This is a genomic window from Halopseudomonas laoshanensis, assembly GCF_008365385.1.
Lineage (GTDB): Bacteria > Pseudomonadota > Gammaproteobacteria > Pseudomonadales > Pseudomonadaceae > Halopseudomonas > Halopseudomonas laoshanensis.
The window spans coordinates 425389-449099 of record NZ_QOVF01000003.1; the positions used below are offsets into that span (position 1 = coordinate 425389).

Here is a 23711-nt window from a genome sequence, read left to right on the forward strand (position 1 = left end):
ATGTACCGGGTTTGTTTTGCCGATGTGAGAACAGTAATGGCTCTGTGTGACAACTTTGTTACAGCGATTGAAATAGCCTGTTTGGCACAAGGCCATGCCACTCAAGGTCAGATGGCTGGCGGGGAAAGAGCGCGCGCCTGGGGTCGTCTTGGGGCAAATAGTCGGGCCGCGGCGCTAACCAAAAAACCAGTAGCAGACGGCAATGGCGGTGAGCATGCCGGCCAGGTCGGCGAGCAGGGCGCAGCCCAGGCCGTGGCGAATTTTGGTGATACCTACGGCGCCAAAATACACGGCCAGGACATAAAACGTGGTTTCAGTACTGCCCTGAAAGGTCGCGGCCATCAGCGCGGCAAAGCTGTCGACGCCGAAGGTATCCATGGTTTCGATCATCATTGCCCGCGCCCCGCTGCCGGATAGCGGCTTGATAAAGGCAGTCGGCAAGGCATCAATAAAGCGCGTATCCCAGCCCAGGCCTTCGACCATCCAGCGAATCCCGTCGAGCCCGGCATCCAGTATGCCGCTGGCACGCAGCACGCCGACGGCCACCAGCATGGCAACGAGAAACGGCAACAGGGAAATGGTAAAGCTGAAACCTTCCTTGGCGCCTTCTATAAAGGTGTCGTACACATTGACCTTGCGCAGCGCGCCAATTGCCAGGAAGGCAATGACGATGCCGAACAGCGTAAGGTTGCCGACCAGCGTCGAGGTGGCAGCCAGGGCCTGGGCGGACATGCCTGCCAGTGCCGTCAGCAACAACCCGAGCGCCAGGCCGCCGCCAATCAGGTAAGCAAGCACCACCGGATGCCAGAGTTTCAGGCGTTGCATCAGCGCAACGCTGAACAGGCCCACCAGACTCGACGCGGTAGTCGCCAGCAGAATCGGCAGGAATACCGCGGTAGGATCGGCAGCGCCCTGTTGCGCGCGGTACATGAAGATGGTTACCGGTAGCAGGGTCAATGACGAGGAATTGAGTACCAGAAACAGGATCTGCGCATTGCTGGCGGTATCCTTTATCGGATTCAGGCTTTGTAGCGAGTGCATGGCCTTGATGCCAATCGGCGTGGCGGCATTGTCCAGGCCGAGAATATTGGCGGCGAAATTCATGCTGATATGCCCTAGCGCCGGGTGGCCGCTGGGCACTTCGGGCATCAAGCGGCGAAATAGTGGATCCAGCACTCTGGCCAATACGCGGATCAAACCGGCCTTTTCAGCAATCGCCAGAAACCCAAGCCACAGGGTCATGGTGCCCACCAGCACGAGAATAATCTCGACACTCAATCGCGCCATATCGAATAACGCCGCGACCAGTCGGCTGAATACTTCAGCGTCGCCCAAACCCAGCCATTGCCAGAGGGCGGCGGCGAAGGCGGCAAGGAAGAAGCTCAGCCAGATTCCATTAAGCATTGGGGTCGGTTCCGTTTCTCAGCGGTTAAGTTGGGCGCACGGCGCTAGAGCTGACGGTGCGGCCGGCGTCATGCTTTGCGCTGCGGGGTTGCACCATAGCGGCGAGTTGACCGTTTGCGGTACCAGCGCGGCCAGAATTGCCGCGGTTTCAGCATCGGCGACACCATCAAAACGGGCCGGCCGAAAGCGCATCTGAAAGGCGGCCAACAGGTTTTTGCTGGCATTGACCTGCTCGGGCGTTCGCGCCAGGTTGTATCCGAATTGCTCCAGCGCCATCTCGAACCACTGCACAGGCGGTGTTTGGCCGCCGAGTTGCCGTTGATAGTGTTCGACCTTCTGCTGCTCGGGCCAGATCGCCACGCCGGCATCCGCCAATTGCCGCCAGGGGAACAATGGGCCGGGGTCCACTTTGCGTTGTGGGGCGATATCGCTATGGCCAACCACGCGTTCCGGGCCTAGCCCGTGACGCTGCAATATGTCTTTCAGCAACGGAATCAATGCATCGATCTGTTCCTGTGGCCAAGGGTGCCAGACGCGACCTGCCGGAGTATCGGTATAGCCAGGGTGAACGATCTCGATGCCAATACTGGTGCTGTTCAGCCAGGTGCGACCCTGCCAGCTGCTGTCACCGGCGTGCCAGGCACGCCGGTTCTCGTCCACCAACCGGTAAACAATTGGCGGCGTTGCACCAATCAGATAATGGCTGCTGACTTCGCCAGCCAATAGATGATTAAGCGAACGCTCAAAGCCTGACGAGGTGTAATGCAGCACCAAGTACTGCACGCGACTGTCGTGGTTTGGGGAATTATAGCGAGTATCGATCTTCAGCCCGCTGGTGCAGCCGGTCAGCCACAACAACAGATATACAAGCGGCAATAGGCGTAGAGGCATGCGGGCAGATCCTGGCCGGTTGGGGTCAGCCGGGAGACTAGCATGCGGCGGGCCTGCGATGCAGCTATGTCAGTGCCGGGTCGCCGGTGGCGCCTGAGTGCGGCCGGAAAAATCTTTGCGCCAGGGCTTGCCTTGGCAGCTAGCCCGGTTCGGGCAGTCAGCCAGGCATCCGCGGCATGGAAGAGGGGGCACAGGCAGGTTAGGCATTTTCTGACGTCTCGCTATCGGTAATAATATTATGCATATTATGTTTAATGTATAAGATAAGTACAGGAAATACAGGATTGAAAGATGTCTGTGCTGGTCTGGTTCAAAAGCGATTTGCGGTTAGACGACAACCCGGTGCTGCTGGAGGCGTTGGGCAGCGATGCCTGCCTGCCAGTCTATTGTCTCGATCCTGCCGAGTTCGTACCTGACCGACATGGCATCACTGCCTGCGGTGCGCGCCGCACCACGTTTCTGCTGGAAAGCCTGGTAGATCTGCATGCGTCGCTGCAGCAGTTGGGGTCGGGGCTGCTGGTAAGAATCGGCAGCGCCGAACACATTCTTCCACAGCTGTGCGCGCAGCTGGGTATCGACCGGGTTGTCAGCCATGATGAGCACGCGCCGGATGAGCAGGCATTGCTGGGCCGGGTAACCGCCGCATTGCCTGAAGGCACGCAAGTTATGCTGCGCCAGAGCAATGCGTTGTTTGCGCTGGAGGACCTGCCCTTTACCGAGGAGAAATTGCCTCAGGTATTCACCCGCTTTCGTCATCAGGTGGAAAAATATCCACCCGCTATCGACACTTTGGCGACGCCGGACCGACTACCGGGTTGGCCCGCAGGGGCGCAGGGCCTTGTTGCCGGAGTGCCTTGCATCACTGATCTAGGGCTCAGCCCTGTTGCCCGTGAAGCCCGTTCCTCCCTGCCATATCCAGGGGGAGAGACGGCTGCGAAACAATGGCTGCATGATTATCTCTGGCGCAGCCGGGCGATCAGGCACTACAAAAGCACGCGCAATCAACTGCACGGTCGGTACTTTTCGTCCAAGCTGTCTGCGGCCTTGGCACACGGATGTCTGTCACCGCGCAGTATTGTGCTCGCGCTGCGCTGCCACGAAGCGCGCTTCGGCGCAAACGAGTCCACCTACTGGTTATGGTTCGAGCTACTGTGGCGGGAGTTTTTTCGCTTGAGCCTGAGGTTGCACGGCAAACGGTTTTTTCGGCGCGGCGGCTTCCATGCGGGGAGTCCCCCGACAGGGCATGATCAGCGTTTCAACGAATGGCGCAATGCCGCGACAGGCCAGCCGTTTATCGATGCCTGCATGACCGAGTTGAATGCCAGCGGCTTTCTGTCCAACCGTGCGCGGCAGATTGTTGCCAGCTATCTGGTTCACGATCTGCAACAGGATTGGCGGTTGGGCGCTGCCTGGTTCCAGCAGCAACTGGTGGATTACGACGTAGCCAGCAATTGGGGTAATTGGGCTTATATCGCTGGGGTTGGGCATGACCCCCGAGGCGGACGCGTATTTAACCTCGCCAAACAGGTTGAGCAGCACGATCCGGAGGGGCGGTATGTCGCAATCTGGTCGCGCTGATTGGGTCTGGCCCGGTTTGCAGCGCGTGCTCAGTCAGCCGATACGATCCGATTGCGGCCCTGCTCCTTGGCCTGGTACATCGCCCGGTCAGCGCGGCCGAATACCTCATCCAGAGTGTCGTCGCGCTTGAACGCGGTGTAACCGACCGAGATGGTGATGGTGACGCGCTCGGTTTTGAAGTGAAACGGGCTTTCTTCAATGCCCTGGCGCAGCGCTTCGAGCGCCGAAGCGGCCTGCTCTACGGTAGTACCGGGCATCAGCAACACAAACTCTTCACCGCCGAAGCGGCCAATGAAATCACTCTTGCGCAGACGTCGCGACAGTTGCTGGGCGATCAGGCGCAGTACCTTGTCGCCAGCCAGGTGGCCAAAGCGGTCATTGATCGATTTGAAATGATCCACATCCAGCACTGCCATCAGTAGCTCGCCGCCGTAGCGCTGCCAGCGTTCGAACTCTTCCTCCATGCGTTTCTGCAGGCCGGCGCGATTGGCCATGCCGGTCAGGCTGTCGATCATCGCTCGCTGGCGCTGCTCTTCCAGGTGGTTGCGGAAGGTTTGTGCTTCCACCTCCATGACCTGAATGCGCTGCACCATGGTGTCCAGCTGGCCGGCAACAAGCGTTTCCTGATCGTCACGCAGTTGTCTGGAGCGTTCGACATTGCTCAGTAGCGCATTCAGTTGCGCTTCAACGTTGGCTTTGAGGCTTTCCAGTTCGGTTGCCTGGCGCACATCCACATGCAGTTCTTCCACTTGCTCGCGGATGCTGCCTTCCAGCGCACGCCCGACCTCGCGCGATTCGTTGTAGGATTCATGCGCCTGCTCGATGTTGCCCTGGAACTGCGCCAGGCGGCTGTTGAGCTGCTGCAGGTAACGCTCAAAATCGGCCTGGCGGCTTTGCTGAGCGCCCATGACCAGCGCCGCCAACTCGTCCATGGCCGCAGCCAGCTCATACCAGTTCAGGCCCTTGGTCACCCGCTCACGCAATTGCTCACACCGCGTCTGCTGGCTGTCGAGCACCTGCAGTTCGCCAAGCAGGTTAAGCAGTATGGTTTCAATATGCGCGGCCACCTGCGAGTAGTTCTGCTCCTCACCAGCGAGCACGCCGGCTGGGTCGGAAAATGCAGGGGCAAGCTCATCATCTGGCAAGGATTTGGACTGCTCAGCGGCACTCAACGCTGATGAAGTACTGATAGGCGTCACTGCGGCGTTACCGAAAAGCCGCGACCAGAGGCCGGCAGGTCTGGTCCCTGTGAGTTCCGAGCCAAGCGTGCTGGCTTGCAGGCTGACCACTTCGCTGAGCAGCTCGGGTACGCTTGAAGCGTATTCGATGGGCTGGTCCAGGCGCTTGGCCATTTGCTGCAGGGCTTTGGAAATATCTTCAGGCGCGGGCTGTTTCTGCAGCTGACGAATCAGCGCATGCAATCCACTGGTGACCTTCTCCAGGCGCTCCTGGCGGGCTGCATCGGCTGCCAGCACGGCCCGTTCAAGGTCGGGCATCAGCTCGGCAAGCAGTTGGGGAGCAGCGTCATTGCGCAGCGCCAGGCGCAACTCTTTCAACCGTTTGTCCAGCAGTGGGTCCATGCCGTCAGCCGCAATACTGAGTCGGACCAACCCTCGTTTGAGCAGTTCTTCCTGAATTGACTGGTCGAATGGGGGGCTAACATTACTGATGTTAGTAGCGGTAAGAGGGGTGCGGCTATCGGACATGAGCATACCTGCTTCGGTTTACCTGCTGATTATAGGGCAAACCGCGGCTATGACTAGCCGGAGCTCAGATCCAGAAGGCGAAACTGTTAACCAGGATTGCACAGTGCATGCGGTAACCGGATATGCATGGAGACCGGCAAGTGATCAGAAATGGCATTGGGCAGTACATCGACGCGCTCAATGCTCAGGCTTGGGCTGATCAGGATATGATCCAGCACGCGTGCCGGTTTCCAGCTTGGATAGGTACCTGGCAGCGTTGCTGTGTGCAGGTTGCTGCCGCGTAACGGGGAGTGTTCCAGCAGATCTTCGGCATGGGTATTCATGTCGCCCATCAACACCACATGCTTGTGATCGCTGATCCTCTCGCGAATATAAGCCAGTTGGTTGGCCCGGGCCTTGGTACTCAGGGCCAGATGCATCATCACCACCAGCAGTGAGTCCTTGCCCTTGCCAAAGCTGGTCAGGATCGCCCCACGGCCGGGCATAAAGCCTGGCAGCTTGTGATCTTCCAGCAATTCCGGCGCATAACGGCTAAGCAAGCCGTTGGAGTGCTGGGCAAAGCGCCCCAGGTTGCGGTTGAGCTGCTGATACCAGTACGGGAACTGACCTTCGCGGGCCAGATGCTCGACCTGGTTGACGTACCCCGAACGCATGCTGCCACCATCCACTTCCTGCAGTGCGACAAGATCAAAGTCATTCAGCACTTTTCCAATCTCGCCCAGCGTATGGTGTCGGCCGTTATGTGGCAGCAAATGCTGCCAACTACGCGTCAGGTAGTGATGGTATTTCTGTGTGTTGATGCCCACCTGAATATTGAAGCTCAGCAGGCGCATCACCTCGGGCAAAGCGCCATCCGGGCAGTCACACAGATGATTGGTCTGCAGATTGCCCGGCAGCATCAAGCCATGCAGGGAGCGGCGTCTTGGCGGAACGATGGGCTTGACCATGAGCTAGCCCTAGAGGGCCTGACGTTCCTTGTCTACCAGGAACTCGGCAACCTTGAGCATCTCGTCAAAGCCACCAACCATGGCGCCTTCGATACGGTACTTGCCGTTGACGATCAGTGTGGGAACGCCGGTGGCGCGATAGGCTTTGGCCAGACGGGTCGCCTGCTCCATTTTGCTACGCACACCGAATGAGCCCCAGGCCTTGTTGAACTCTTCTGCGCTGATGTCGTAGTCGGCGAGCAGCTCGATCATCGCGTCTTTATCGGCCAGACGATTATTCTGCCGATGAATTGCATTGAAGATGGCGCTGTGGGTTTCTTCCAGCTTGCCCAGGCTCTCGACCGTGTAGAACAGCTGTGCGTGAGTATTCCAGGCGCCGCCAAACATGGCCGGTACTTCACGGAAGCTGACGTCTTCAGCCAGGCTGCCCTTCCACTCGCTGATGATCGGGTCAAACTGGAAGCAATGGCCACAGCCGTACCAGAACAGCTCGGCAACTTCGATTTTCTCGGGGTCAGCCGTGGTGGCCGGGGCAGGTAGGACGATATAATGCTCACCGGCCTGGTAATCGGCTTCCTGTGCTTGCAGCAGCGCAAAGCTACCCAGTAACCAGAGCAGGCCTGCTGTCATTAATACGCGCATGTAATTCTCTCCGACTGAATTGTTCTGTGTGTAAGACTATGATCGGGATGAAAAAATTCCCCGGCACAAAAAAGGGTGACCTAAGCCACCCCTCAAGTGAAGCCGGTGGAAACAACCGGCAACATAACATATGACCCCTAGGGGCTGCCGAGCTTAACGCAAACCCTGGATATAGGCGGAGACCGCTTCGATATCCTTGTTGCTCAAGCGGCTGGCAATCGTGCGCATAACCATCGACTCGCCATCGTTGCTGCGCTCGCCTTCGCGGAAGTTGGTCAGCTGCTTGGCGATATATTTTGCGTGCTGGCCGCTCAGACGCGGAAAGCCAGCAGGGTCGTTACCCAGGCCGGTAGGTGAATGGCAGCCGGTGCAAGCTGGCAGGCCGGTTTCCAGATCGCCACCACGGTAGATTTCTGAACCGCGGGCTACCAGTCCGGCGTCATTCGCCACACCGCCAGCGGTTTTCTGGGCGTCAAAATGGGCAGCGATATCGCGCAGATCCTGCTCGTCGAAATCATCCAGCATGCCGGTCATCTCGACGACAACGCGGTCGCCATTCTTGATATCGTTCAGCTGCTTGTACAGGTACTTTTCCCCAAGCCCGGCGATTTTCGGGAATTCTGCAGAAGGGCTGTTGCCGTCGGGACCGTGACAAGCGCCGCACATGGCCACTTTGCCGGCACCGGCTTCTGCATCGCCCACGAGTATTTCTTGTGCGTAGGCCGTACCGGCCATACCGAGGGATAACACCAGGCTAACGAGTAATTTATTCATCGGCTAATCCAATTACGGCTGAAAGAGTGGGCCTTGTCTGAGCGTCCGGCCTTAAGACCTTGTGTGACGCAACAGCATGCCTCGTTTATTCCACGCCAGACAGTCCACAGCAGCGGGATGGAATTTATTGCCCAATGCTATCTGTCGCGCGTGAGCGACGCAATGTACAGAACGTCGCAGTAAGCTTTCGCGTTATAAAACCGCAGCAGTATATACTAAGGCGATGGCCAAGGTGAACGTCATCTGGCCCAATCAGCCCGCAGCGTAACGGATTTCTCATGTCTTCAGCTCCACCCGCAACAAAACATCTGGTCACACTCTGTCAGCAGGCCACCTTTATCAAAAGCGCCAGCGAAGTGACCCAATGCCCAGCGGACCGCGGTTACGAGGTCGCTTTTGCCGGGCGTTCCAATGCGGGTAAGTCCAGCGCGCTGAACACCCTGACCCACGCGCGCCTGGCACGCACCTCGAAAACCCCTGGGCGTACTCAGCTGCTCAATTTCTTTGGCCTCGACGAGCAACGCCGCCTGGTGGACCTGCCCGGTTACGGTTACGCCAAAGTCCCGCTGGCGCTCAAGGAGCACTGGAAACAGCACCTGGACGCTTATCTGACCGAGCGTAATTCACTGGTGGGTCTGGTGCTGGTAATGGACATTCGCCATCCCCTGTCCGATTTTGACCGGATGATGCTTGAGTGGAGCGACGTCAGCGGCCTGCCCGCGCATATCCTGCTCAGCAAAGCCGACAAACTGGCTTTTGGCGCAGCGAAGAATACCTTGTTGAAGGTGCAGACCATCGTCCGCAAGGAATACGGCAATCGCGCCTCGGTGCAGCTGTTTTCAGCACCCAAGCGCCAGGGTCTGGATGAGGCCTACACCGTGCTGGATAGCTGGCTTTTCTCTGAACAGGACGAGGAAGCAGACGCGGTAGATGATCAGTTGCAGGCGGAATCGGATGACGAGCAGGAAAACCAAGCTGGCGAATAGCCATTACGCCTGACCAAAAAAAACCTCGAACTTCTATGGGGAGGGAAAGTTCGAGGTCTAATAACCGGGCGTGCTAGGAGAGATTACCCGGTATTTCTGCCAACACTAAATCACATCTAGGAGCATGAAGGGCTTGACTGGCCTTTCACAGATTCTGACCGGCCCCGTTCAATCTAAGTTCAATAAAAATTCAAAAATACTGAAAATAGTTTTTGAGGCCTCTGTAACAGGGGTTTCAGCGCTATCTCAGTGCGCCTCATCCCAGTTGTCACCCACTCCGACATCCACCACGAGCGGCACCGCCAGTTCGGCTGCAGCAGCCATATGGGTGCGCAGCCCTTCGCTCAATTGCGGCACTTGATCCTCGCGCACTTCCAGTACCAGTTCGTCGTGCACCTGCATGATCACCCGGGCGTCGAGGCCAGACTCCGCCAGCCAGGCATCAACCGTGAGCATCGCCCGTTTGATGATATCCGCTGCGGTACCCTGCATCGGCGCGTTGATCGCGGTGCGCTCGGCGCCTTTGCGTAGCGCCTGATTCTTGGCATTGATATCCGGCAGGTACAGGCGTCGACCGAACAGGGTTTCGACGAAGCCCTGCTCGCCAGCCTGAGCTCGAGTGCGCTCCATATAGCCGAGTACGCCTGGGTAGCGGGTGAAGTAGCGGTCGATATAGGCCTGAGCCTGTTTACGATCGACATCAATCTGTTTAGCCAGACCAAAGGCGCTCATGCCGTAGATCAGGCCGAAGTTGATCGCCTTGGCCTTGCGCCGCTGATCGTTGCTGACTTCATCCAGCTCCACACCGAAGACCTCGGCAGCGGTAGCCTTGTGCACGTCCAGGCCATTCTGAAAAGCGTGCAGCAGTCCAGGATCCTGGGCCAGATGGGCCATGATCCGCAGTTCGATCTGCGAATAGTCCGCCGCTACCAGCTTGTAGCCTTTGGGTGCGACAAAGGCCTGGCGAATACGCCGGCCTTCGGCGGTCCGAATCGGAATGTTCTGCAGGTTCGGATCAGAAGACGACAGCCGTCCGGTGGCCGCGACGGCCTGGTGATAGCTGGTGTGAATACGCCCGGTGCGCGGGTTGATCTGCTCCGGCAGGCGGTCGGTGTAGGTGCTCTTGAGCTTGCTCAGGGTGCGGTACTGCATGATCACCTGAGGCAACGGATAACCCTGCTCTGCCAGCTCGGCCAGCACCGCCTCGGCGGTCGAGGGCTGGCCCTTGGCGGTCTTGGAGATCACCGGGATGCCCTGCTTTTCATACAGAATGGTACCCAGCTGCTTGGGTGAGCCCAGATTGAACTCTTCGCCGGCCAGTTCGAAGGCTTCGCGTTGCAGAGCTGTCATCTTGTCACCCAGCTCGATGCTCTGGATGCCCAGCAGCTTGGCATCGACCAGCGCGCCGTAGCGCTCGATCCGTGCCAGCACTGGCACCAGCGGCATTTCAATCTCGCGCAGCACCTTGGCTAGACTCGGCTCGGCTTCCAGCTTGGCCCAGAGTGTCTGGTGCAAACGTAAGGTGATATCGGCATCTTCGGCGGCGTAAGGTCCGGCCTGCTCCAGCGCGATCTGATCAAAGGTCAGCTGCTTGGCGCCCTTGCCGGCGATGTCTTCGAAATGAATGGTGCTATGGCCGAGATACCGCAGCGCCAGACTGTCCATATCGTGACGGGTCGCGGTGGAGTTAAGTACGTAGGACTCAAGCATGGTATCGAAGGCGATCCCCTGCATCTCGACGCCGTAATGCGCGAGCACGTTCATGTCGTACTTGGCGTGCTGCCCGACCTTGGCTTTGTTCGGGTCTTCCAGCAGCGGCTTGAGTGCGGCAACCACGGCGTCGCGGTCGAGCTGGTCAGGCACGCCCATATAGCTGTGGGCCACCGGAATATAGGCTGCTTCATTGGCCGAGACGGCTAGCGATACGCCTACCAGCTCCGCCTTCTGCGCGTGAATGCTGGTGGTTTCGGTGTCGAATGCGAATAGATCGGCGCTGCGCAGCTTGTCCAACCAACGCTCCAGGCCAGCCTGATCGAGAACAATCTCGTATTTCACTTCAGCAGCGGTGGCTTCGACGGGTGCGCTAGCCGCGCCTTGCGCGACGGCCTTGGCCTCGCGCGACAGATCCTCTACCCAGCTTCTGAATTCCAGCTCCTGGTACAGCGCCATCAGCGCTTCGCGGTCAGGTTTGCCGGGCATCAGCGCGTCAGCGCGGATATCCAGCTCCACATCTACCTTGATGGTTGCCAGCTGGTAGGAGAGATAAGCCATCTCCTTGAACTCCAGCAGCTTCTCCGGCAGCTTCTTCGCCCCACGGATGGTCAGCTCCGGCACTTTATCGAGGTTGGCGTAGATCATGTCCAGCCCGCCGCCGATACCGGTAATCAGACCGGAGGCGGTTTTCTCGCCCACGCCCGGGACGCCGGGAATGTTGTCGGACTTGTCGCCCATCAGCGCGAGAAAGTCGATGATGCATTCCGGGCCGACGCCGAACTTCTCGTGCACGCCCGGAATATCCAGCACCGTGCCACTCATGGTGTTGACCAGGGTGATGTGTTCATCGACCAGTTGGGCCATGTCCTTGTCGCCGGTGGAAATCACCACCGGGCAGCCGGCCGCCGCGCTTTGCCGGGCCAGGGTACCAATCACGTCATCCGCTTCCACGCCATCCACACACAGCAGCGGCAGGCCGAGGGCCTTGACGCTGGCATGCAGAGGTTCGATCTGCAGGCGCAAATCGTCGGGCATCGGCGGGCGGTGGGATTTGTAATCTTCAAACAGCTCATCGCGGAAGGTCTTGCCCTTGGCGTCGAAGACCACGGCAAAGGGGCTGCGCGGATACTGTTTGCGCAGACTGTTGAGCATGTTCAGCACGCCTTTTACTGCGCCGGTGGGCAAACCCTTGGACGTAGTCAGCGGCGGCAGGGCGTGAAAGGCCCGGTAAAGGTAGGATGAACCATCCACCAGGATCAGGGGGGCTTTGTCAGTCATGCGTCAGGTCAACATTTCCATAGGTAAAAGAGACTAGAATAAGAGCATCATTCCACGATAGGACAACTTTATCATGATAAGCACACTCGGCCGCGGATTGGCGGTGATTGGTCTGGCCTTTGCGGTCAGCCTTTCAGCTCAGGCACAGGACGCCCCCGGCGAGCCTGAGGTAACCATTCGCACGGAAGGTGACCGTACTGTTGAGGAGTACCGCCTGAATGGATTCCTGTACGCGATCAAGATCACGCCGAAGAATGGTGCTCCCTATTATCTGGTAGCGGTCGACGACGATGGTAATTTTGCCCGTTCCGATCAGCCGGAAGGCTTGCGCATCCCGTCGTGGAAAATTTTCGAGTGGTAGGGGCGGTCCATGTCTGTATTTACCGAGGTCAGCCGGGCTGAGCTTGAAGCTTTTCTAACGCGCTACGATCTCGGTCGTCTGCTGAGCCATGAAGGCATCAGCGGTGGCAGCGAGAACAGCAATTTTTTCGTCAGTTGTGAGCGCGGCGAGTTCGTGCTGACGCTGGTCGAGCGTGGTCCGGTGGACGATCTGCCGTTCTTTATCGAATTGCTTGAGCACCTGCACGCCGATGATCTCCCAGTGCCTTACGCGCTGTCGGATCAACAGGGCCAGGCGCTGCAGCAACTCAACGGTCGGCCCGCGCTGCTGCAACCGCGGCTGCCCGGCAAGCATGTAGCCCAGCCGGATGCCAGCCATTGCCAGGCCGTCGGTCAGACGCTGGCCCGGCTGCACAACAGCACGGAAAAAAGTGGCTTACTGCGCGAAACTGACCGTGGCCTGCCGTGGATGCAGCGGCATCTCGGTGAACAGTTGCTGCATGCCCAGCAGGCGATGCTTGAGCCGCTGCGCGGCGTTATCGACAGCTGGCTGCAAACGCCGCCGCATTTGCCTGAGGCGGTGCTGCATGCCGACCTGTTCCGCGACAATGTACTGTTTGACGGCCACCATCTGAGTGGCGTGATCGATTTCTACAACGCCGCCAGTGGCTGGACGCTTTATGATGTGGCCATCTGCGTGAATGACTGGTGTATGGACGAGAGCCAGCGCCTCGATTCCGGCCGCACCCACGCGCTGCTGGCCGGTTACGCCGGCATCCGACGTTTCACGCCGGTCGAAGCTGAACACTGGGCCGACGTGCTGCGCCTGGCAGCGCTGCGTTTCTGGCTCTCGCGGCAATTGGCGGCAGATCAGCACAGCGGCCAGAGCGGTGTGCTGGTCAAGGAGCCAGAGCATTTTCTGCGGGTGCTGGAAGGCCATGGCAAAGTGAGTATCGGCTTACCCTTGGCGCTCTAACCCGGCCAGAGCCAGGCCGCGCCGCGCACGCCGCTGGCATCCCCATGCACGGCAGGCAGGATCGGCGTGGTGAAGCAGTCCGAGAACACATAACTGGGTAAGCGCTGGGTCAATTGCAGATACAGCGGCTGGTAGCGCGACATACCGCCGCCCAATACCACTACGTCTGGATCCAGCACGTTGATCACGCTGGCCAGCGCTCGGGCCAGGCGGTCGTAGTAACGCGCCAGGGTGGCCAGAGCCTGTGGGTCGCTGGCGTCGGCCCGCTGGGTGATTTCCAGAGCGGACAGCTTTTCGCCGGTCTGCAACTGGTGGTCACGGGCGAAGCCGGTGCCGGAGACGAAGGTTTCAATGCAGCCGCGTTTGCCGCAAAAACATTGAATACCAGGCAGCTCGGCGGCCGTGGGCCAGGGCAACGGATTATGGCCCCATTCCCCGCCGATCGCGTTGCGACCCTTGAGCACCTGCTGGTTGATCACCACGCCGCCGCCGGTGCCGGTGCCAAGAATGACGCCGAACACTACCTGGGCGCCCCGGCCAGCGCCGTCAATCGCTTCCGACAGGGCAAAGCAGTTGGCATCGTTGGCAAGGTGTACTTCGCGCTGCAGCGCGTCGCTCAGATCCTGTTGAAAAGGCTTGCCGTTCAGGCATTGGGTATTGGCATTGCGCATCAGTGAGGTGGCCGGGGACGGCGATCCGGGTACACCTATGCCGATGCTGGCGCTGGCGCCGAGCTGGTGTTCAGCGTCGGTGACCAGAGTGACTATGCAGGCGATCAGCGCCGCGTAGTCGTTGGAAGGGGTCGGTACGCGGATGCGGTAGCGCTCCTGGCCTTCAGTATCGAGCGCAACGAGTTCGGTTTTGGTGCCACCCAGATCGATGCCGATACGCAGGGTCATGATGGTTATCTCTTGAACAGGTATGAGCTCATTCTGCCCTGTCGTCTCGCTCAAACAAAGCCGAGGCGCCGCGTTAGAGCAAGCGTTTCGAATCTTTACCTTGGCGGGTTGCGATCACCGCCAGGCTACATCGGTCATAGAGGGGTAGATCAATATGCTGCAATACGGTCAACAAGACGCCTCATTCCAGGCTGCCGGCGGGTATGAGGGGGTGCGGCAACTGGTGGATGATTTCTACCAGATAATGGATGAGCATGCTGATGCCGTGGCGGTGCGGAGGTTGCATGCCGAGGATCTGAGCTCGGCGCGGGACAAACTCACCCGGTTTTTGTGCGGCTGGCTAGGCGGGCCGCGGCTCTATCTGGAGCGCTACGGGCAGATCAATTTACCCAGCTTTCACGCGCACTGGAGCATCGATGAGGCCGAGCGCGATGCCTGGCTCAACTGCATGGCCGGGGCGCTGGAACGGCAGCCGTGGTCAGCGGAATTCAAAGCTTATCTTTTCCAGCAACTACGGGTTCCAGCCGAACGGGTGATGCAAGCCTCGCAGGCAACCCGCCGCAGCTAGCGGCGGCACCTGTTCAGAGTTTTTCCAGGCAGTTGGCCATCTGCTCGGCAAGCGAGCTCAAGGTTTGCTCGTAACCGCGCGCAGAGATCTGAACGCCGCCACCTAATGGATCCAGTTCGCCTTTTTCAACGGGCAGGCCCTGGGTCAAGCTATCGACCAGACGCGGGGTGAATTGCGGTTCGGTAAATACGCAACTGGCCCCGGCTTTCTGCAGTTGCTGGCGCAACAGATTGATATGCCGCGCTCCCGGCTGCACTTCATGGGACAGGCTGAAAATGCCGCGCGGGCGCAAGCCGTAATGGTCCTCGAAATAGCCGTAGCCATCATGGAAGACAAAATACGCCCGATCCTGCAGCGGCCCCAGGCGCTCTTTCAGGCGCGCGTCCAACTCACTGAGGCGTTCAACGAAAGCCTCCGCATTGGCAGTCAACTGATCCGCATGTTGCGGATACAGATTGGCCAGATCCGCGGCCATAAATCGGGCAATATGCACCGCGTTGTCTGGCGACAGCCAGATATGTGAATCCAGTGCGCCGTGGTCGTGGTCATGACCGTGATCATGGCCATGATTGTGCTCGCTTTCATCTTCCTGGAAGTTAATGGATTGCAGTTGCTCGCGCACCCGCATGCCCGGTAGATGCAGCAGCGCCTGGGCGTTGCCCTGGCGACCCAGCACCTCTTCCAGGAACAGCTCCAGCTCGGGGCCGATCCAGTAGATGCGCTCGGCATTCAACAGCGCACGGCGGTCTGACGGGCGCAGAGCGTAGTTGTGCGGCGAATTGCCGGGCGGGAGCAACACCGCCGGAGTGTCGACGCCGTCCATCACCGCCGCGGCGATCTGCTGCAGCGGTTTGATGGTGGTCAGCACCTTGGCGCTGTCAGCCAGCACAGGAAAAGACAGGCCCAGACTGCAAAGCAGCAAGAGCATTAAGCGCAACAGCATGGAAATATCTCCGGGGGCGTAATTGTTATATGATAACAGCAGTAAAGCCGTTGACCAGACTCCCTTTGAAGGCCAGCCCGCCATGAGCAATCTCAGCCTGCCCCATGATCCGCACCAACCGCATGACCACGACGCCTGTGTGCATGACGCGCTGGCGGCGGCCGAACACTTGTGCGAGCGCGCCGGCGTGCGTTTTACCGCGCTGCGTAAACGGGTGCTGGAGCTGGTCTGGGACAGTCACAAGCCACTGGGCGCCTATGACATTCTTGATACGCTGGCGCGAGAAGATGGCCGACGTGCAGCCCCCCCAACCGTATACCGGGCGCTGGACTTTCTCTTGGAGCAGGGTCTGGTCCATCGCATTGCGTCGCTGAATGCTTTTATTGGCTGCGCCAGCCCGGAGCACCGACATCAGGGTCAGTTTCTGATTTGTCGGCAGTGTCATATCGCTATCGAGCTGGATAACAGTTCCATCCAGGACGCCATCGCCGCCAGTGCCAAGGGCTTCGGATTTCAGGTCGAGGGCGAAACCGTAGAAATCACCGGTCTGTGCGCGCAGTGCCAGGCGGCAGCATGAGCGAGTCACTGCTCAGTCTGAGTAATGTCAGCCTGCGGCTGCATGGCAACCCGGTGCTGGAATCGGTCAGCCTCAGCGTCAAGCGCGGTGAAGTCGTCACCTTGATTGGCCCCAACGGCGCGGGTAAAACCAGCCTGGTGCGAGTCGTGCTGGGTTTGCTCAAGACGGACTCGGGCAAGGTGCAGCGCCAGCCCCGCATGCGCATCGGCTATATGCCGCAGAAGTTGCAGGTGGATGCGACCCTGCCGCTGACAGTCATGCGCTTTTTGCTGCTGGCGCCGGGTGCCAAGCGCAGCGAGGCACTGCAGGCGCTGGAGGATGTAGGCGCCGGGCATCTGCTTGAGCGGCCGTTGCAACAGGTCTCCGGTGGCGAGTTGCAACGCATATTGCTGGCCAGGGCATTGCTGCGTAATCCGGACTTGCTGGTGCTCGACGAGCCGGTGCAGGGTGTGGATGTAAACGGTCAGATTGAGTTGTACCAACTGATTACCCGCCTGCGCGACCGCTATAACTGCGGCGTGCTGATGGTCTCGCACGATCTGCATCTGGTGATGGCGACCACAACCACGGTGGTGTGCCTGAATCGCCACGTATGCTGTTCCGGCCATCCCGAACAGGTCAGCCTGGACCCGGCTTTTGTCGCGCTGTTTGGCGAGCAGGCCAGCGCCCTGGCGGTGTACAACCACCACCATGATCACGACCATGATCTGCATGGTGAAGTAGTGGATGCCTTGCCTTCCCATACATCACACAGCCACCAGCACGGACCTGACTGCAAGCATGCCTGACTTTCTGATTTATGCGCTCATGGCCGGCCTTGCCCTGGCTCTGGTGGCTGGCCCGCTGGGCTCCTTCGTGGTCTGGCGGCGCATGGCCTATTTTGGCGATACCCTGTCGCACTCGGCGCTGCTGGGTATTGCGTTGGGCATTCTGCTGGATATCAACCTCACTCTCGCAGTGACGCTCGGCTGCGTACTCTTGGCCGTTCTGCTGGTCGCTCTGCAGCACAAGCAGTGGCTGGCCAGCGATACGCTGCTTGGCATTCTGGCGCACAGCAGCCTGTCGCTAGGCCTGGTGGTGTTGGCGTTGACCGATAACGTGCGCGTTGACCTGATGGCCTACCTGTTCGGCGACCTGCTGGCCATCGGTCGCGAGGATCTGTACTGGATGCTCGGCGGGCTGGTGATAGTGATGGTGTTACTGACCCTGCTCTGGCGCCGGCTGCTGTCGGTCACCGTGCATGAGGAGCTGGCCCGCGTGGAAGGTTTGCCGGTCACGGCGATCCGCCTGGCGCTGATGCTGCTGATAGCCATCGTCATCGCGGTGGCAATGAAGATCGTCGGTGTGCTGCTGATCACCTCGCTGCTGATCATCCCGCCGGCGGCGGCTCAGCGCCATGCACGCACGCCAGAGCAAATGGCCATGGGCGCCAGCGTGCTGGGCTGTCTGGCAGTGATGGGTGGGCTGGCGATGTCGTGGAACCTGGATACGCCAGCAGGTCCGTCGATCGTGGTCTGCGCCGCGCTGTTCTTCATGCTTGCGGTCAGCGTTCCGCGCCGGGCCTGAGCAGCCCTGCATAGAGAGAGCCTGGCCGGGCCTGGCCGGTCGCACCTAGCCGGCCGCTCCGTTACATCCGCTGTAACAGCTCGGCGATCCTGTTGTCCCATTTCTCGGATAGGCTGAAATGGACACGGACCAATGAGCGCACCCTTGCATGCATGATCCTCTGGTGATTCCCACCGACGAAGGGCTGTATTGCCCTGCTGGCAATTTTCACATCGATCCCTGGCGGCCGGTGGCCACGGCAGTGATCACCCACGCGCATGCCGACCACGCCCGTTCCGGTCATCAGCAGTACTACGCCCAGCATTTGAGCGTGCCGATCCTGCGCCATCGCTTGGGCGAACATGAATTTACCGGGCTGGAATACGGCGAACAACGACGCTTCGGCCCTATCACTCTGAGCCTGCATTCGGCCGGGCATGTACTCGGTTCGGCGCAGGTGCGCGTGGCTCACGATGACGGCCGGGTCTGGGTGGTGAGTGGTGATTACAAACGCGATGCCGATCCGACCTGCGCACCTTTTGAAGTGGTGCCCTGCGATACGCTGATTACCGAAGCGACCTTTGCCCTGCCCTGTTACCGCTGGCCGCCGGTGGAAGAGGTCGGCCAGCAAATGTGGGACTGGTGGTCCGGTAACCCCGACCGGCCGTGCATCCTGTTTACCTATGCCTTTGGCAAGGCGCAGCGAGTGTTGGCGGCGCTGGCCGCGCACACTGACCGCACGGTTTACCTGCATGGCGCCATGGTCGCGCTGACCGAGCTGTATCGTGAGGCCGATGTGGCGATGTTGCCGACCCAGCCAGTGTCCGAGCTGCCCCGCGACGAAACCTTCAACGGTCAACTGATCCTGGCGCCGCCCTCGGCTGCCGGTTCGCCCTGGATGCGTCGCTTCAAGAATGCCAGCACTGGATTTGCTTCTGGCTGGATGCGCATTCGCGGCAATCGTCGCCGCCGTGGTTACGATCAGGGCTTTGAACTCAGTGACCATGCCGATTGGCCGGCGCTGCTCAATACCATTCGTGACTGCGGTGCCAGTACCGTGTTGACCACGCATGGCCGCAGTGATGATCTGGTGCGCTACCTGCGTGAACACCAGGGCATCGATGCCCGCGCGCTGACCACCCTGTACGGCGGCGAGGACGATTGATGCAGGCCTTTGCCGATCTGTATGCCGAACTCGACGCCACCACCCGCACCCAGGTCAAGCTGGATGCGCTGATTGCCTACTTCCGCGATGCGCCGCCAGCCGATGCGGCTTGGGCTGTCTACATACTCGCCGGACGGCGGATGAAGCGTCTGATCGGACCGCGCAAATTGCGTGACTGGCTGGCTGAAGCAACCGGATTGCCGGATTGGCTGGTGGAAGAAACTTATCAGCACGTTGGCGATCTGGCCGAAACCATCAGCCTGCTGATGGAAGATGACGGTGAGCGACGGGCTGTCGAAGGGTCCCTGGCAGGCTGGATCGAGCAGGCCATCCTGGGCCTGCGCAAGCTGGAGGAAGAGCAGCAACGGGTGCATGTGGTGGCCCACTGGCGCAGCCTGCCGCGCCCGGCTTGCTTTCTCTATAACAAGCTGCTGACCGGCAGTTTGCGCGTGGGCGTATCACGCGGGCTGGTTGAGCGAGCGCTGGCATCCTTGGGTGACCTGCCCCGGGCTTTGATTGCACGGCGTTTGATCGGCGAGTTCGAGCCCACCGCTGACTTTTTTACCGCGCTGTTCGATGAAGAGCATCGAGAGGAGCGCGAAGGCCAGCCCTACCCGTTTTTCCTCGCCTCGCCGCTCGAGGGCGAGCCGGCATTGCTCGGTGATTTGCAGGACTGGCTGGCCGAGTGGAAGTGGGATGGTATCCGCGCGCAATTGATCGCTCGGCCGGGTGGCATCTGGCTCTGGTCGCGCGGCGAGGAACCCATGAACGGCCGCTTCCCGGAAGTGGAAGCCGCCGCAGAAGATCTGCCGGAAGTGGTCCTTGACGGTGAAATTCTTGCCTGGGATACCGAGGTGCTGCCGTTCTCGCAAATGCAACGGCGCATCCAGCGCAAAACCATTGGCGAGAAAATGCTGCGCGAGGTGCCGGTGATATTCCTGGCCTACGACGTGCTGGAATATCAGCAGCAGGACTGGCGCGAACGGCCGTTGCGCGAACGCCGAGCGCTGTTGCAGGAGCTGCTGGCTAATAACGCCGAGAGCGCTATCCGCATCAGCCCCAGCGTCAGTGCTGAAGAATGGACCGCGCTGGCCACGCAGCGGGAAAGCAGTCGCGAACGCATGGTCGAAGGGCTAATGCTCAAACGTCTGGACAGCCCCTATCGCAGCGGCCGGATTCGCGGCGACTGGTGGAAGTGGAAGATCGAGCCGTTGACCATTGATGCGGTGCTGCTCTACGCCCAACCTGGCCACGGTCGCCGGGCCAATCTGTACACCGATTACACCCTGGCGGTGCGCGATGGCGATGCTTATGTGCCGATCGCCAAGGCCTATTCAGGCCTGACCGACAAGGAAATCCAGAAGCTCGATCACTGGATACGCCGTAACACCGTGGAGAAATTTGGCCCGGTACGTTCGCTGAAACCCGAGCATGTGCTGGAGATTGCCTTTGAAGGCATTCAACCCTCGCCGCGGCACAAGTCCGGCATCGCGCTGCGCTTCCCGCGGATTTCCCGCTGGCGTCAGGACAAGCCGGTGGCCGAAGCCGATACCCTGGAGCAGGTGAAGGACCTGCTGCGTCTGTATGGCGGCTAAGCCCGCGGCAGACAAGGGCGCAGTGGACGGCCTGGCTACGGTCGAGGCCTGGTTCGCTGCACAGGGCTGGACGCCTGCACCCTTTCAGCGCCAGGCGTGGCAGGCTTTTCGTGCCGGGCGCAGCGGGCTGATTCATGCCTCTACGGGCTCAGGTAAAACCCTTGCCGCCTGGCTAGGCCCGGTGTCCGACGCGCTGGATAAGCCAGTACGTACTGGCGGCCTGCGGGTTCTGTGGATCACTCCCTTGCGTGCACTGGCCAGCGATACCGCCGGGCATCTGCAGCAGGCGGTCGATGCTTTGGGCCTGGACTGGAAGGTCGAAACCCGCACTGGCGACACCAGCGCCAGCGTACGCGCCCGGCAGCGGCGGAAACTGCCGGAAACCCTGATCACTACCCCGGAAAGCCTCTCGGTGCTGCTCTCCTACCGCAATGCTGAAGAAAGCTTCAAGCATCTGGATGCGGTGATCGTGGATGAGTGGCACGAGCTGCTGGGTAACAAACGCGGCGTGCAGCTGCAGTTATGTCTGGCCTGGTTGCGCGCGCGGCATTCGCAGCTGCCGGTCTGGGGCCTGTCGGCGACCCTGGGTAACCTGGATGAAGCCATGGCGGTGTTGCTCGGCGAAGGAGCGGAACCGGGCGAGCGCATTGCCGGTACCCAGAGTAGACCTTTGACCATTCGCGGCCTGTGCCCGGCCAATGTCGAACGCTTTCCCTGGGCGGGCCATCTGGGCCTGTCGCAACTGGAGGGTGTGCTGGATTATCTGGGCGAGGGCCAGACCTCGCTGCTGTTTACCAATACCCGCTCCCAGGCTGAACTCTGGTTTGAGGCGATTCTCAAGGCGCGGCTGGAATGGCTGACTGAACTGGGTCTGCATCACGGTTCAATCGACCGCAAATTACGCAAGCGCATCGAGGACGGTTTGCGCCAGGGCGATTTTCGCTGCGTGGTCTGCACATCGAGCCTGGATCTGGGTGTGGATTTTTCCCCGGTGGATCGGGTTGTGCAGGTCGGTAGCCCCAAGGGGGTGGCGCGGCTGATGCAACGCGCCGGCCGCTCCGGTCACCAACCGGGCGCCGCCAGTGAAATTCTTTGTGTGCCCAGTCATGCTTTGGAACTGGTAGAAATCGCCGCTGTACGCCGGGCCTGGGAGGCGGGCCGGGTTGAGGCAAGGCGGCCACCACGATTGAGCCTGGATGTGCTGGTGCAGCATCTGGTGACCCTGGCGGCCGGCCCCGGCTTTGTTCCTGAACAGGTGTTCGCCGAGCTGCGCAGCACTCATGCTTTTGCCGGGCTGGACGAGGAGATCTTCAACTGGTGCCTGCTGTTTATTACTCAGGGCGGGCCGGTGCTGGAGCATTACCCGCAGTTCCAGCGTGTGGTGATTCAGGACGGTCGTTACAGCGTCGAGGATACCGGCATTGCCCGCCGCCACCGGCTGGCGATAGGCACTATCACCAGTGATGCGCAGATCCAGGTGCGCTTTATGAAGGGTGGCAGTCTGGGCAGTATCGAAGAAACCTTTATCGCCCGGCTCAAGCCTGGCGATGTGTTTCTGTTTTCCGGGCGCGCGCTGGAGTTGGTCAAGGTGCGTGACCTGGTGGCCTATGTGCGCATGGCGAAAACCCGCCGGCATAGTGTGCCGCGCTGGTACGGCGGGCGCTTGCCGCTCTCCAGCGAACTGGCCGACAGCGTGCTGGAGATTTTCGAGGAAGTGCAGGCCGGGCTGTATACCGACCCGGAGGTCCAGGCGGTTGCCCCGGTGCTGGAATTGCAGAAGCAGCAGTCGGCGCTGCCAAGTCGCGCGCGGCTATTGATCGAGCGCTGCAGCTCGCGCGAGGGTCAGCATCTGTTTGTTTACCCCTTTGCCGGGCGCTTGGCCCACGAAGGTCTGGCCGCGCTGCTGGCCTGGCGACTAGGGCAACTGACGCCAGCGACCTTCTCGCTGTCGGTTAACGACTACGGCCTGGAGCTGCTCACCTCGGCCAAGCTGCCGGAGCTGACAGAGGCGGATTGGCATTCACTGCTCGACCCTGAAGATTTGCTCGATCATGTACTGGCCGCGCTGAATGCCGGCGAGTTGGCGCGTCGGCAATTCCGCGATATCGCCCGGGTCAGCGGGTTGGTGTTTCAGGGCTTTCCCGGTCGAGGCAAGAGCGACCGGCAATTGCAGGCTTCCAGCGGTCTGCTGTACGACACCTTGCAGCGCTACGATCCCGAACACCGGCTTTTGGCCCAGGCCAGCCGTGAAGTCCTGGAAGATCAGCTGGAGATTCAGCGGCTGCGGGCGGTATTGGAACGCGCAGCCGAGCAACAGCTGCTGTTGGTGTCCCTGGAACGTTTCTCGCCTTTGGCTTTCCCGCTGTGGGTCGAGCGCCAGCGTAATAGAATCAGCACCGAGGGTTGGCGCGAGCGCGTTCAACGCATGATGGCCAGCCTCGAGAAGCACGCAGCACGTAAACCAAAGAGACGCCCATGAGTCGTACCCTGAATTGGCAGTTGGCCGGCGCCGAAGTGGTGCTGCATGGTGACTGCGCATTGTTCTATCCCGCCGAGTCTGCACTGCTGGTCGCCGATACGCATTTCGGCAAGGCGGCTTTGATGCGCCGGCGCGGTCTGGCGGTGCCCAGCGGCCAGAGCCGCGATGACCTGCATCGCCTGACCAATCTGCTTGAGGAGTTCAATCCTCAACGGTTGATCGTACTCGGCGATTTTTTCCACCATCGGCCGATGCCCGGCGAGCCATTTCTGGATATGTTCCCCGGTTGGCTGGCGCAGCACCGGGCGGTGTCGGTGGAGGCAGTTGTAGGTAACCACGACCGGCACGCCGCAGGGGTGGATATCGGTTTGCGCTGGCACGATCATCTGGATCTGGGGCCGTTCCGTTTGCGCCATGAGCCCGAGCAGGTACCGGGGCGTCATGTGCTGGCCGGGCATCTGCACCCGGTGCTGACCTTGCAGGTGGCCGCTGACCGGCTACGTGCGCCGGTGTTCTGGTTTCGTGATCAGGTCAGTGTCTTGCCTTCGTTCGGCGCGCTAACCGGAGGTTGGGATCTGCCGCGCACAGCTGAAGGGCGAACCGTACTGGTGGTCGAAGGCGAGCTTTTCCAGGGTCCGGATTAAGCCCGCGGCGCTGCCATTATGTAACCGGCTATGCAGCCTGGTTGAGCAATGCGCCGACAACG

General features: G+C 60.2%; 21 protein-coding genes. 12 read left to right on the forward strand and 9 right to left on the reverse strand.

Annotation, left to right across the window (positions count from 1 at the left end):
- Positions 1-174 precede the first annotated feature (174 nt).
- On the reverse strand, positions 175-1404 hold the full coding sequence (locus tag DT594_RS12785; protein ID WP_149333015.1) for a nucleoside recognition domain-containing protein: 1230 nt from the start codon (positions 1402-1404) through the stop codon (positions 175-177).
- Between the two features lie 18 nt (positions 1405-1422).
- Positions 1423-2295: an N-acetylmuramoyl-L-alanine amidase gene (locus DT594_RS12790; protein ID WP_149333016.1), complete on the reverse strand. Its 873-nt coding sequence runs from the start codon at positions 2293-2295 to the stop codon at positions 1423-1425.
- A 291-nt stretch (positions 2296-2586) separates the two neighbouring features.
- Between DT594_RS12790 and DT594_RS12795 the strand changes: the two genes are divergently transcribed.
- Entirely contained in the window at positions 2587-3873 is a 1287-nt protein-coding gene (locus tag DT594_RS12795) for a DASH family cryptochrome (protein ID WP_149333017.1), read from the forward strand.
- Between the two features lie 29 nt (positions 3874-3902).
- Here the strand turns inward: DT594_RS12795 and DT594_RS12800 are convergent, their stop codons facing one another.
- The 4 genes from DT594_RS12800 to DT594_RS12815 all read right to left on the reverse strand — a co-directional run bounded on the left by DT594_RS12800 (position 3903) and on the right by DT594_RS12815 (position 7942).
- Complete coding sequence (locus DT594_RS12800) at positions 3903-5579, reverse strand: GGDEF domain-containing protein (RefSeq protein WP_178091518.1); 1677 nt, start codon at positions 5577-5579, stop codon at positions 3903-3905.
- Positions 5580-5665: 86 nt separating this feature from the next.
- Positions 5666-6526 carry an endonuclease/exonuclease/phosphatase family protein gene (locus DT594_RS12805; protein ID WP_425460553.1) on the reverse strand — a complete coding sequence of 287 codons (861 nt, stop codon included), beginning with the start codon at positions 6524-6526 and terminating at the stop codon, positions 5666-5668.
- Positions 6527-6535: 9 nt separating this feature from the next.
- Positions 6536-7168 (reverse strand): thiol:disulfide interchange protein DsbA/DsbL, encoded by a 633-nt coding sequence (locus DT594_RS12810; protein WP_246164632.1) that lies wholly within the window; start codon positions 7166-7168, stop codon positions 6536-6538.
- A gap of 153 nt (positions 7169-7321) precedes the next feature.
- A complete protein-coding gene (locus DT594_RS12815; protein ID WP_149333019.1) occupies positions 7322-7942 on the reverse strand; it encodes a c-type cytochrome in 621 nt (206 codons plus the stop codon).
- 278 nt (positions 7943-8220) lie between these two features.
- On the opposite strand from DT594_RS12815, the gene yihA reads away from it, so the two are divergent.
- Positions 8221-8928, forward strand: a complete 708-nt coding sequence (gene yihA / locus DT594_RS12820) for a ribosome biogenesis GTP-binding protein YihA/YsxC (RefSeq protein ID WP_149333020.1) — start codon at positions 8221-8223, stop codon at positions 8926-8928.
- Between the two features lie 246 nt (positions 8929-9174).
- On the opposite strand, the gene polA is transcribed toward yihA, so the two are convergent.
- Positions 9175-11919 carry a DNA polymerase I gene (polA, locus tag DT594_RS12825; protein WP_149333021.1) on the reverse strand — a complete coding sequence of 915 codons (2745 nt, stop codon included), beginning with the start codon at positions 11917-11919 and terminating at the stop codon, positions 9175-9177.
- 76 nt (positions 11920-11995) lie between these two features.
- Here polA and DT594_RS12830 point away from each other — a divergent pair, with 76 nt between their 5' ends.
- Entirely contained in the window at positions 11996-12280 is a 285-nt protein-coding gene (locus tag DT594_RS12830) for a DUF2782 domain-containing protein (RefSeq protein ID WP_246164638.1), read from the forward strand.
- Between the two features lie 9 nt (positions 12281-12289).
- Positions 12290-13234, forward strand: coding sequence for a homoserine kinase (locus tag DT594_RS12835; RefSeq protein WP_149333023.1), 945 nt, complete (start codon positions 12290-12292; stop codon positions 13232-13234).
- On the opposite strand, the gene DT594_RS12840 is transcribed toward DT594_RS12835, so the two are convergent.
- Positions 13231-14133, reverse strand: coding sequence for an ROK family protein (locus tag DT594_RS12840; RefSeq protein ID WP_149333024.1), 903 nt, complete (start codon positions 14131-14133; stop codon positions 13231-13233). The two genes, DT594_RS12835 and DT594_RS12840, sit on opposite strands and share 4 nt — an antisense overlap.
- Before the next feature lie 154 nt (positions 14134-14287).
- Between DT594_RS12840 and DT594_RS12845 the strand changes: the two genes are divergently transcribed.
- Positions 14288-14701: a group II truncated hemoglobin gene (locus DT594_RS12845; RefSeq protein ID WP_149333025.1), complete on the forward strand. Its 414-nt coding sequence runs from the start codon at positions 14288-14290 to the stop codon at positions 14699-14701.
- A 13-nt stretch (positions 14702-14714) separates the two neighbouring features.
- On the opposite strand, the gene znuA is transcribed toward DT594_RS12845, so the two are convergent.
- Complete coding sequence (znuA, locus tag DT594_RS12850; protein WP_149333026.1) at positions 14715-15644, reverse strand: zinc ABC transporter substrate-binding protein ZnuA; 930 nt, start codon at positions 15642-15644, stop codon at positions 14715-14717.
- Between the two features lie 82 nt (positions 15645-15726).
- Between znuA and DT594_RS12855 the strand changes: the two genes are divergently transcribed.
- The 7 genes from DT594_RS12855 (at position 15727) to pdeM (ending at position 23649) form a co-directional block, all read left to right on the forward strand.
- On the forward strand, positions 15727-16221 hold the full coding sequence (locus DT594_RS12855) for a Fur family transcriptional regulator (protein WP_149333027.1): 495 nt from the start codon (positions 15727-15729) through the stop codon (positions 16219-16221).
- Entirely contained in the window at positions 16218-17009 is a 792-nt protein-coding gene (gene znuC / locus DT594_RS12860; RefSeq protein ID WP_149333028.1) for a zinc ABC transporter ATP-binding protein ZnuC, read from the forward strand. The genes DT594_RS12855 and znuC overlap by 4 nt, the downstream gene beginning before the upstream one ends.
- Positions 17002-17787 (forward strand): zinc ABC transporter permease subunit ZnuB, encoded by a 786-nt coding sequence (gene znuB, locus DT594_RS12865; protein WP_096345344.1) that lies wholly within the window; start codon positions 17002-17004, stop codon positions 17785-17787. Before znuC ends, znuB begins: the two co-directional genes overlap by 8 nt.
- Before the next feature lie 148 nt (positions 17788-17935).
- Positions 17936-18931, forward strand: a complete 996-nt coding sequence (locus DT594_RS12870) for a ligase-associated DNA damage response exonuclease (protein WP_149333029.1) — start codon at positions 17936-17938, stop codon at positions 18929-18931.
- Complete coding sequence (locus DT594_RS12875) at positions 18931-20526, forward strand: ATP-dependent DNA ligase (protein ID WP_149333030.1); 1596 nt, start codon at positions 18931-18933, stop codon at positions 20524-20526. Before DT594_RS12870 ends, DT594_RS12875 begins: the two co-directional genes overlap by 1 nt.
- A complete protein-coding gene (locus DT594_RS12880) occupies positions 20516-23005 on the forward strand; it encodes a ligase-associated DNA damage response DEXH box helicase (RefSeq protein ID WP_149333031.1) in 2490 nt (829 codons plus the stop codon). Before DT594_RS12875 ends, DT594_RS12880 begins: the two co-directional genes overlap by 11 nt.
- Complete coding sequence (gene pdeM, locus DT594_RS12885) at positions 23002-23649, forward strand: ligase-associated DNA damage response endonuclease PdeM (RefSeq protein ID WP_149333032.1); 648 nt, start codon at positions 23002-23004, stop codon at positions 23647-23649. The genes DT594_RS12880 and pdeM overlap by 4 nt, the downstream gene beginning before the upstream one ends.
- The last annotated feature ends 62 nt before the right edge of the window (positions 23650-23711 follow it).

Coding starts and splice junctions, on each gene's coding strand:
- DT594_RS12785 (WP_149333015.1), bottom strand. CDS start 1,404: ATGCTTAATGGAATCTGGCTGAGCTTCTTCCTTGCCGCCTTCGCCGCC.
- DT594_RS12790 (WP_149333016.1), bottom strand. CDS start 2,295: ATGCCTCTACGCCTATTGCCGCTTGTATATCTGTTGTTGTGGCTGACC.
- DT594_RS12795 (WP_149333017.1), top strand. CDS start 2,587: ATGTCTGTGCTGGTCTGGTTCAAAAGCGATTTGCGGTTAGACGACAAC.
- DT594_RS12800 (WP_178091518.1), bottom strand. CDS start 5,579: ATGTCCGATAGCCGCACCCCTCTTACCGCTACTAACATCAGTAATGTT.
- DT594_RS12805 (WP_425460553.1), bottom strand. CDS start 6,526: ATGGTCAAGCCCATCGTTCCGCCAAGACGCCGCTCCCTGCATGGCTTG.
- DT594_RS12810 (WP_246164632.1), bottom strand. CDS start 7,168: ATGCGCGTATTAATGACAGCAGGCCTGCTCTGGTTACTGGGTAGCTTT.
- DT594_RS12815 (WP_149333019.1), bottom strand. CDS start 7,942: ATGAATAAATTACTCGTTAGCCTGGTGTTATCCCTCGGTATGGCCGGT.
- yihA (WP_149333020.1), top strand. CDS start 8,221: ATGTCTTCAGCTCCACCCGCAACAAAACATCTGGTCACACTCTGTCAG.
- polA (WP_149333021.1), bottom strand. CDS start 11,919: ATGACTGACAAAGCCCCCCTGATCCTGGTGGATGGTTCATCCTACCTT.
- DT594_RS12835 (WP_149333023.1), top strand. CDS start 12,290: ATGTCTGTATTTACCGAGGTCAGCCGGGCTGAGCTTGAAGCTTTTCTA.
- DT594_RS12840 (WP_149333024.1), bottom strand. CDS start 14,133: ATGACCCTGCGTATCGGCATCGATCTGGGTGGCACCAAAACCGAACTC.
- DT594_RS12845 (WP_149333025.1), top strand. CDS start 14,288: ATGCTGCAATACGGTCAACAAGACGCCTCATTCCAGGCTGCCGGCGGG.
- znuA (WP_149333026.1), bottom strand. CDS start 15,644: ATGCTGTTGCGCTTAATGCTCTTGCTGCTTTGCAGTCTGGGCCTGTCT.
- DT594_RS12855 (WP_149333027.1), top strand. CDS start 15,727: ATGAGCAATCTCAGCCTGCCCCATGATCCGCACCAACCGCATGACCAC.
- znuC (WP_149333028.1), top strand. CDS start 16,218: ATGAGCGAGTCACTGCTCAGTCTGAGTAATGTCAGCCTGCGGCTGCAT.
- znuB (WP_096345344.1), top strand. CDS start 17,002: ATGCCTGACTTTCTGATTTATGCGCTCATGGCCGGCCTTGCCCTGGCT.
- DT594_RS12870 (WP_149333029.1), top strand. CDS start 17,936: ATGCATGATCCTCTGGTGATTCCCACCGACGAAGGGCTGTATTGCCCT.
- DT594_RS12875 (WP_149333030.1), top strand. CDS start 18,931: ATGCAGGCCTTTGCCGATCTGTATGCCGAACTCGACGCCACCACCCGC.
- DT594_RS12880 (WP_149333031.1), top strand. CDS start 20,516: ATGGCGGCTAAGCCCGCGGCAGACAAGGGCGCAGTGGACGGCCTGGCT.
- pdeM (WP_149333032.1), top strand. CDS start 23,002: ATGAGTCGTACCCTGAATTGGCAGTTGGCCGGCGCCGAAGTGGTGCTG.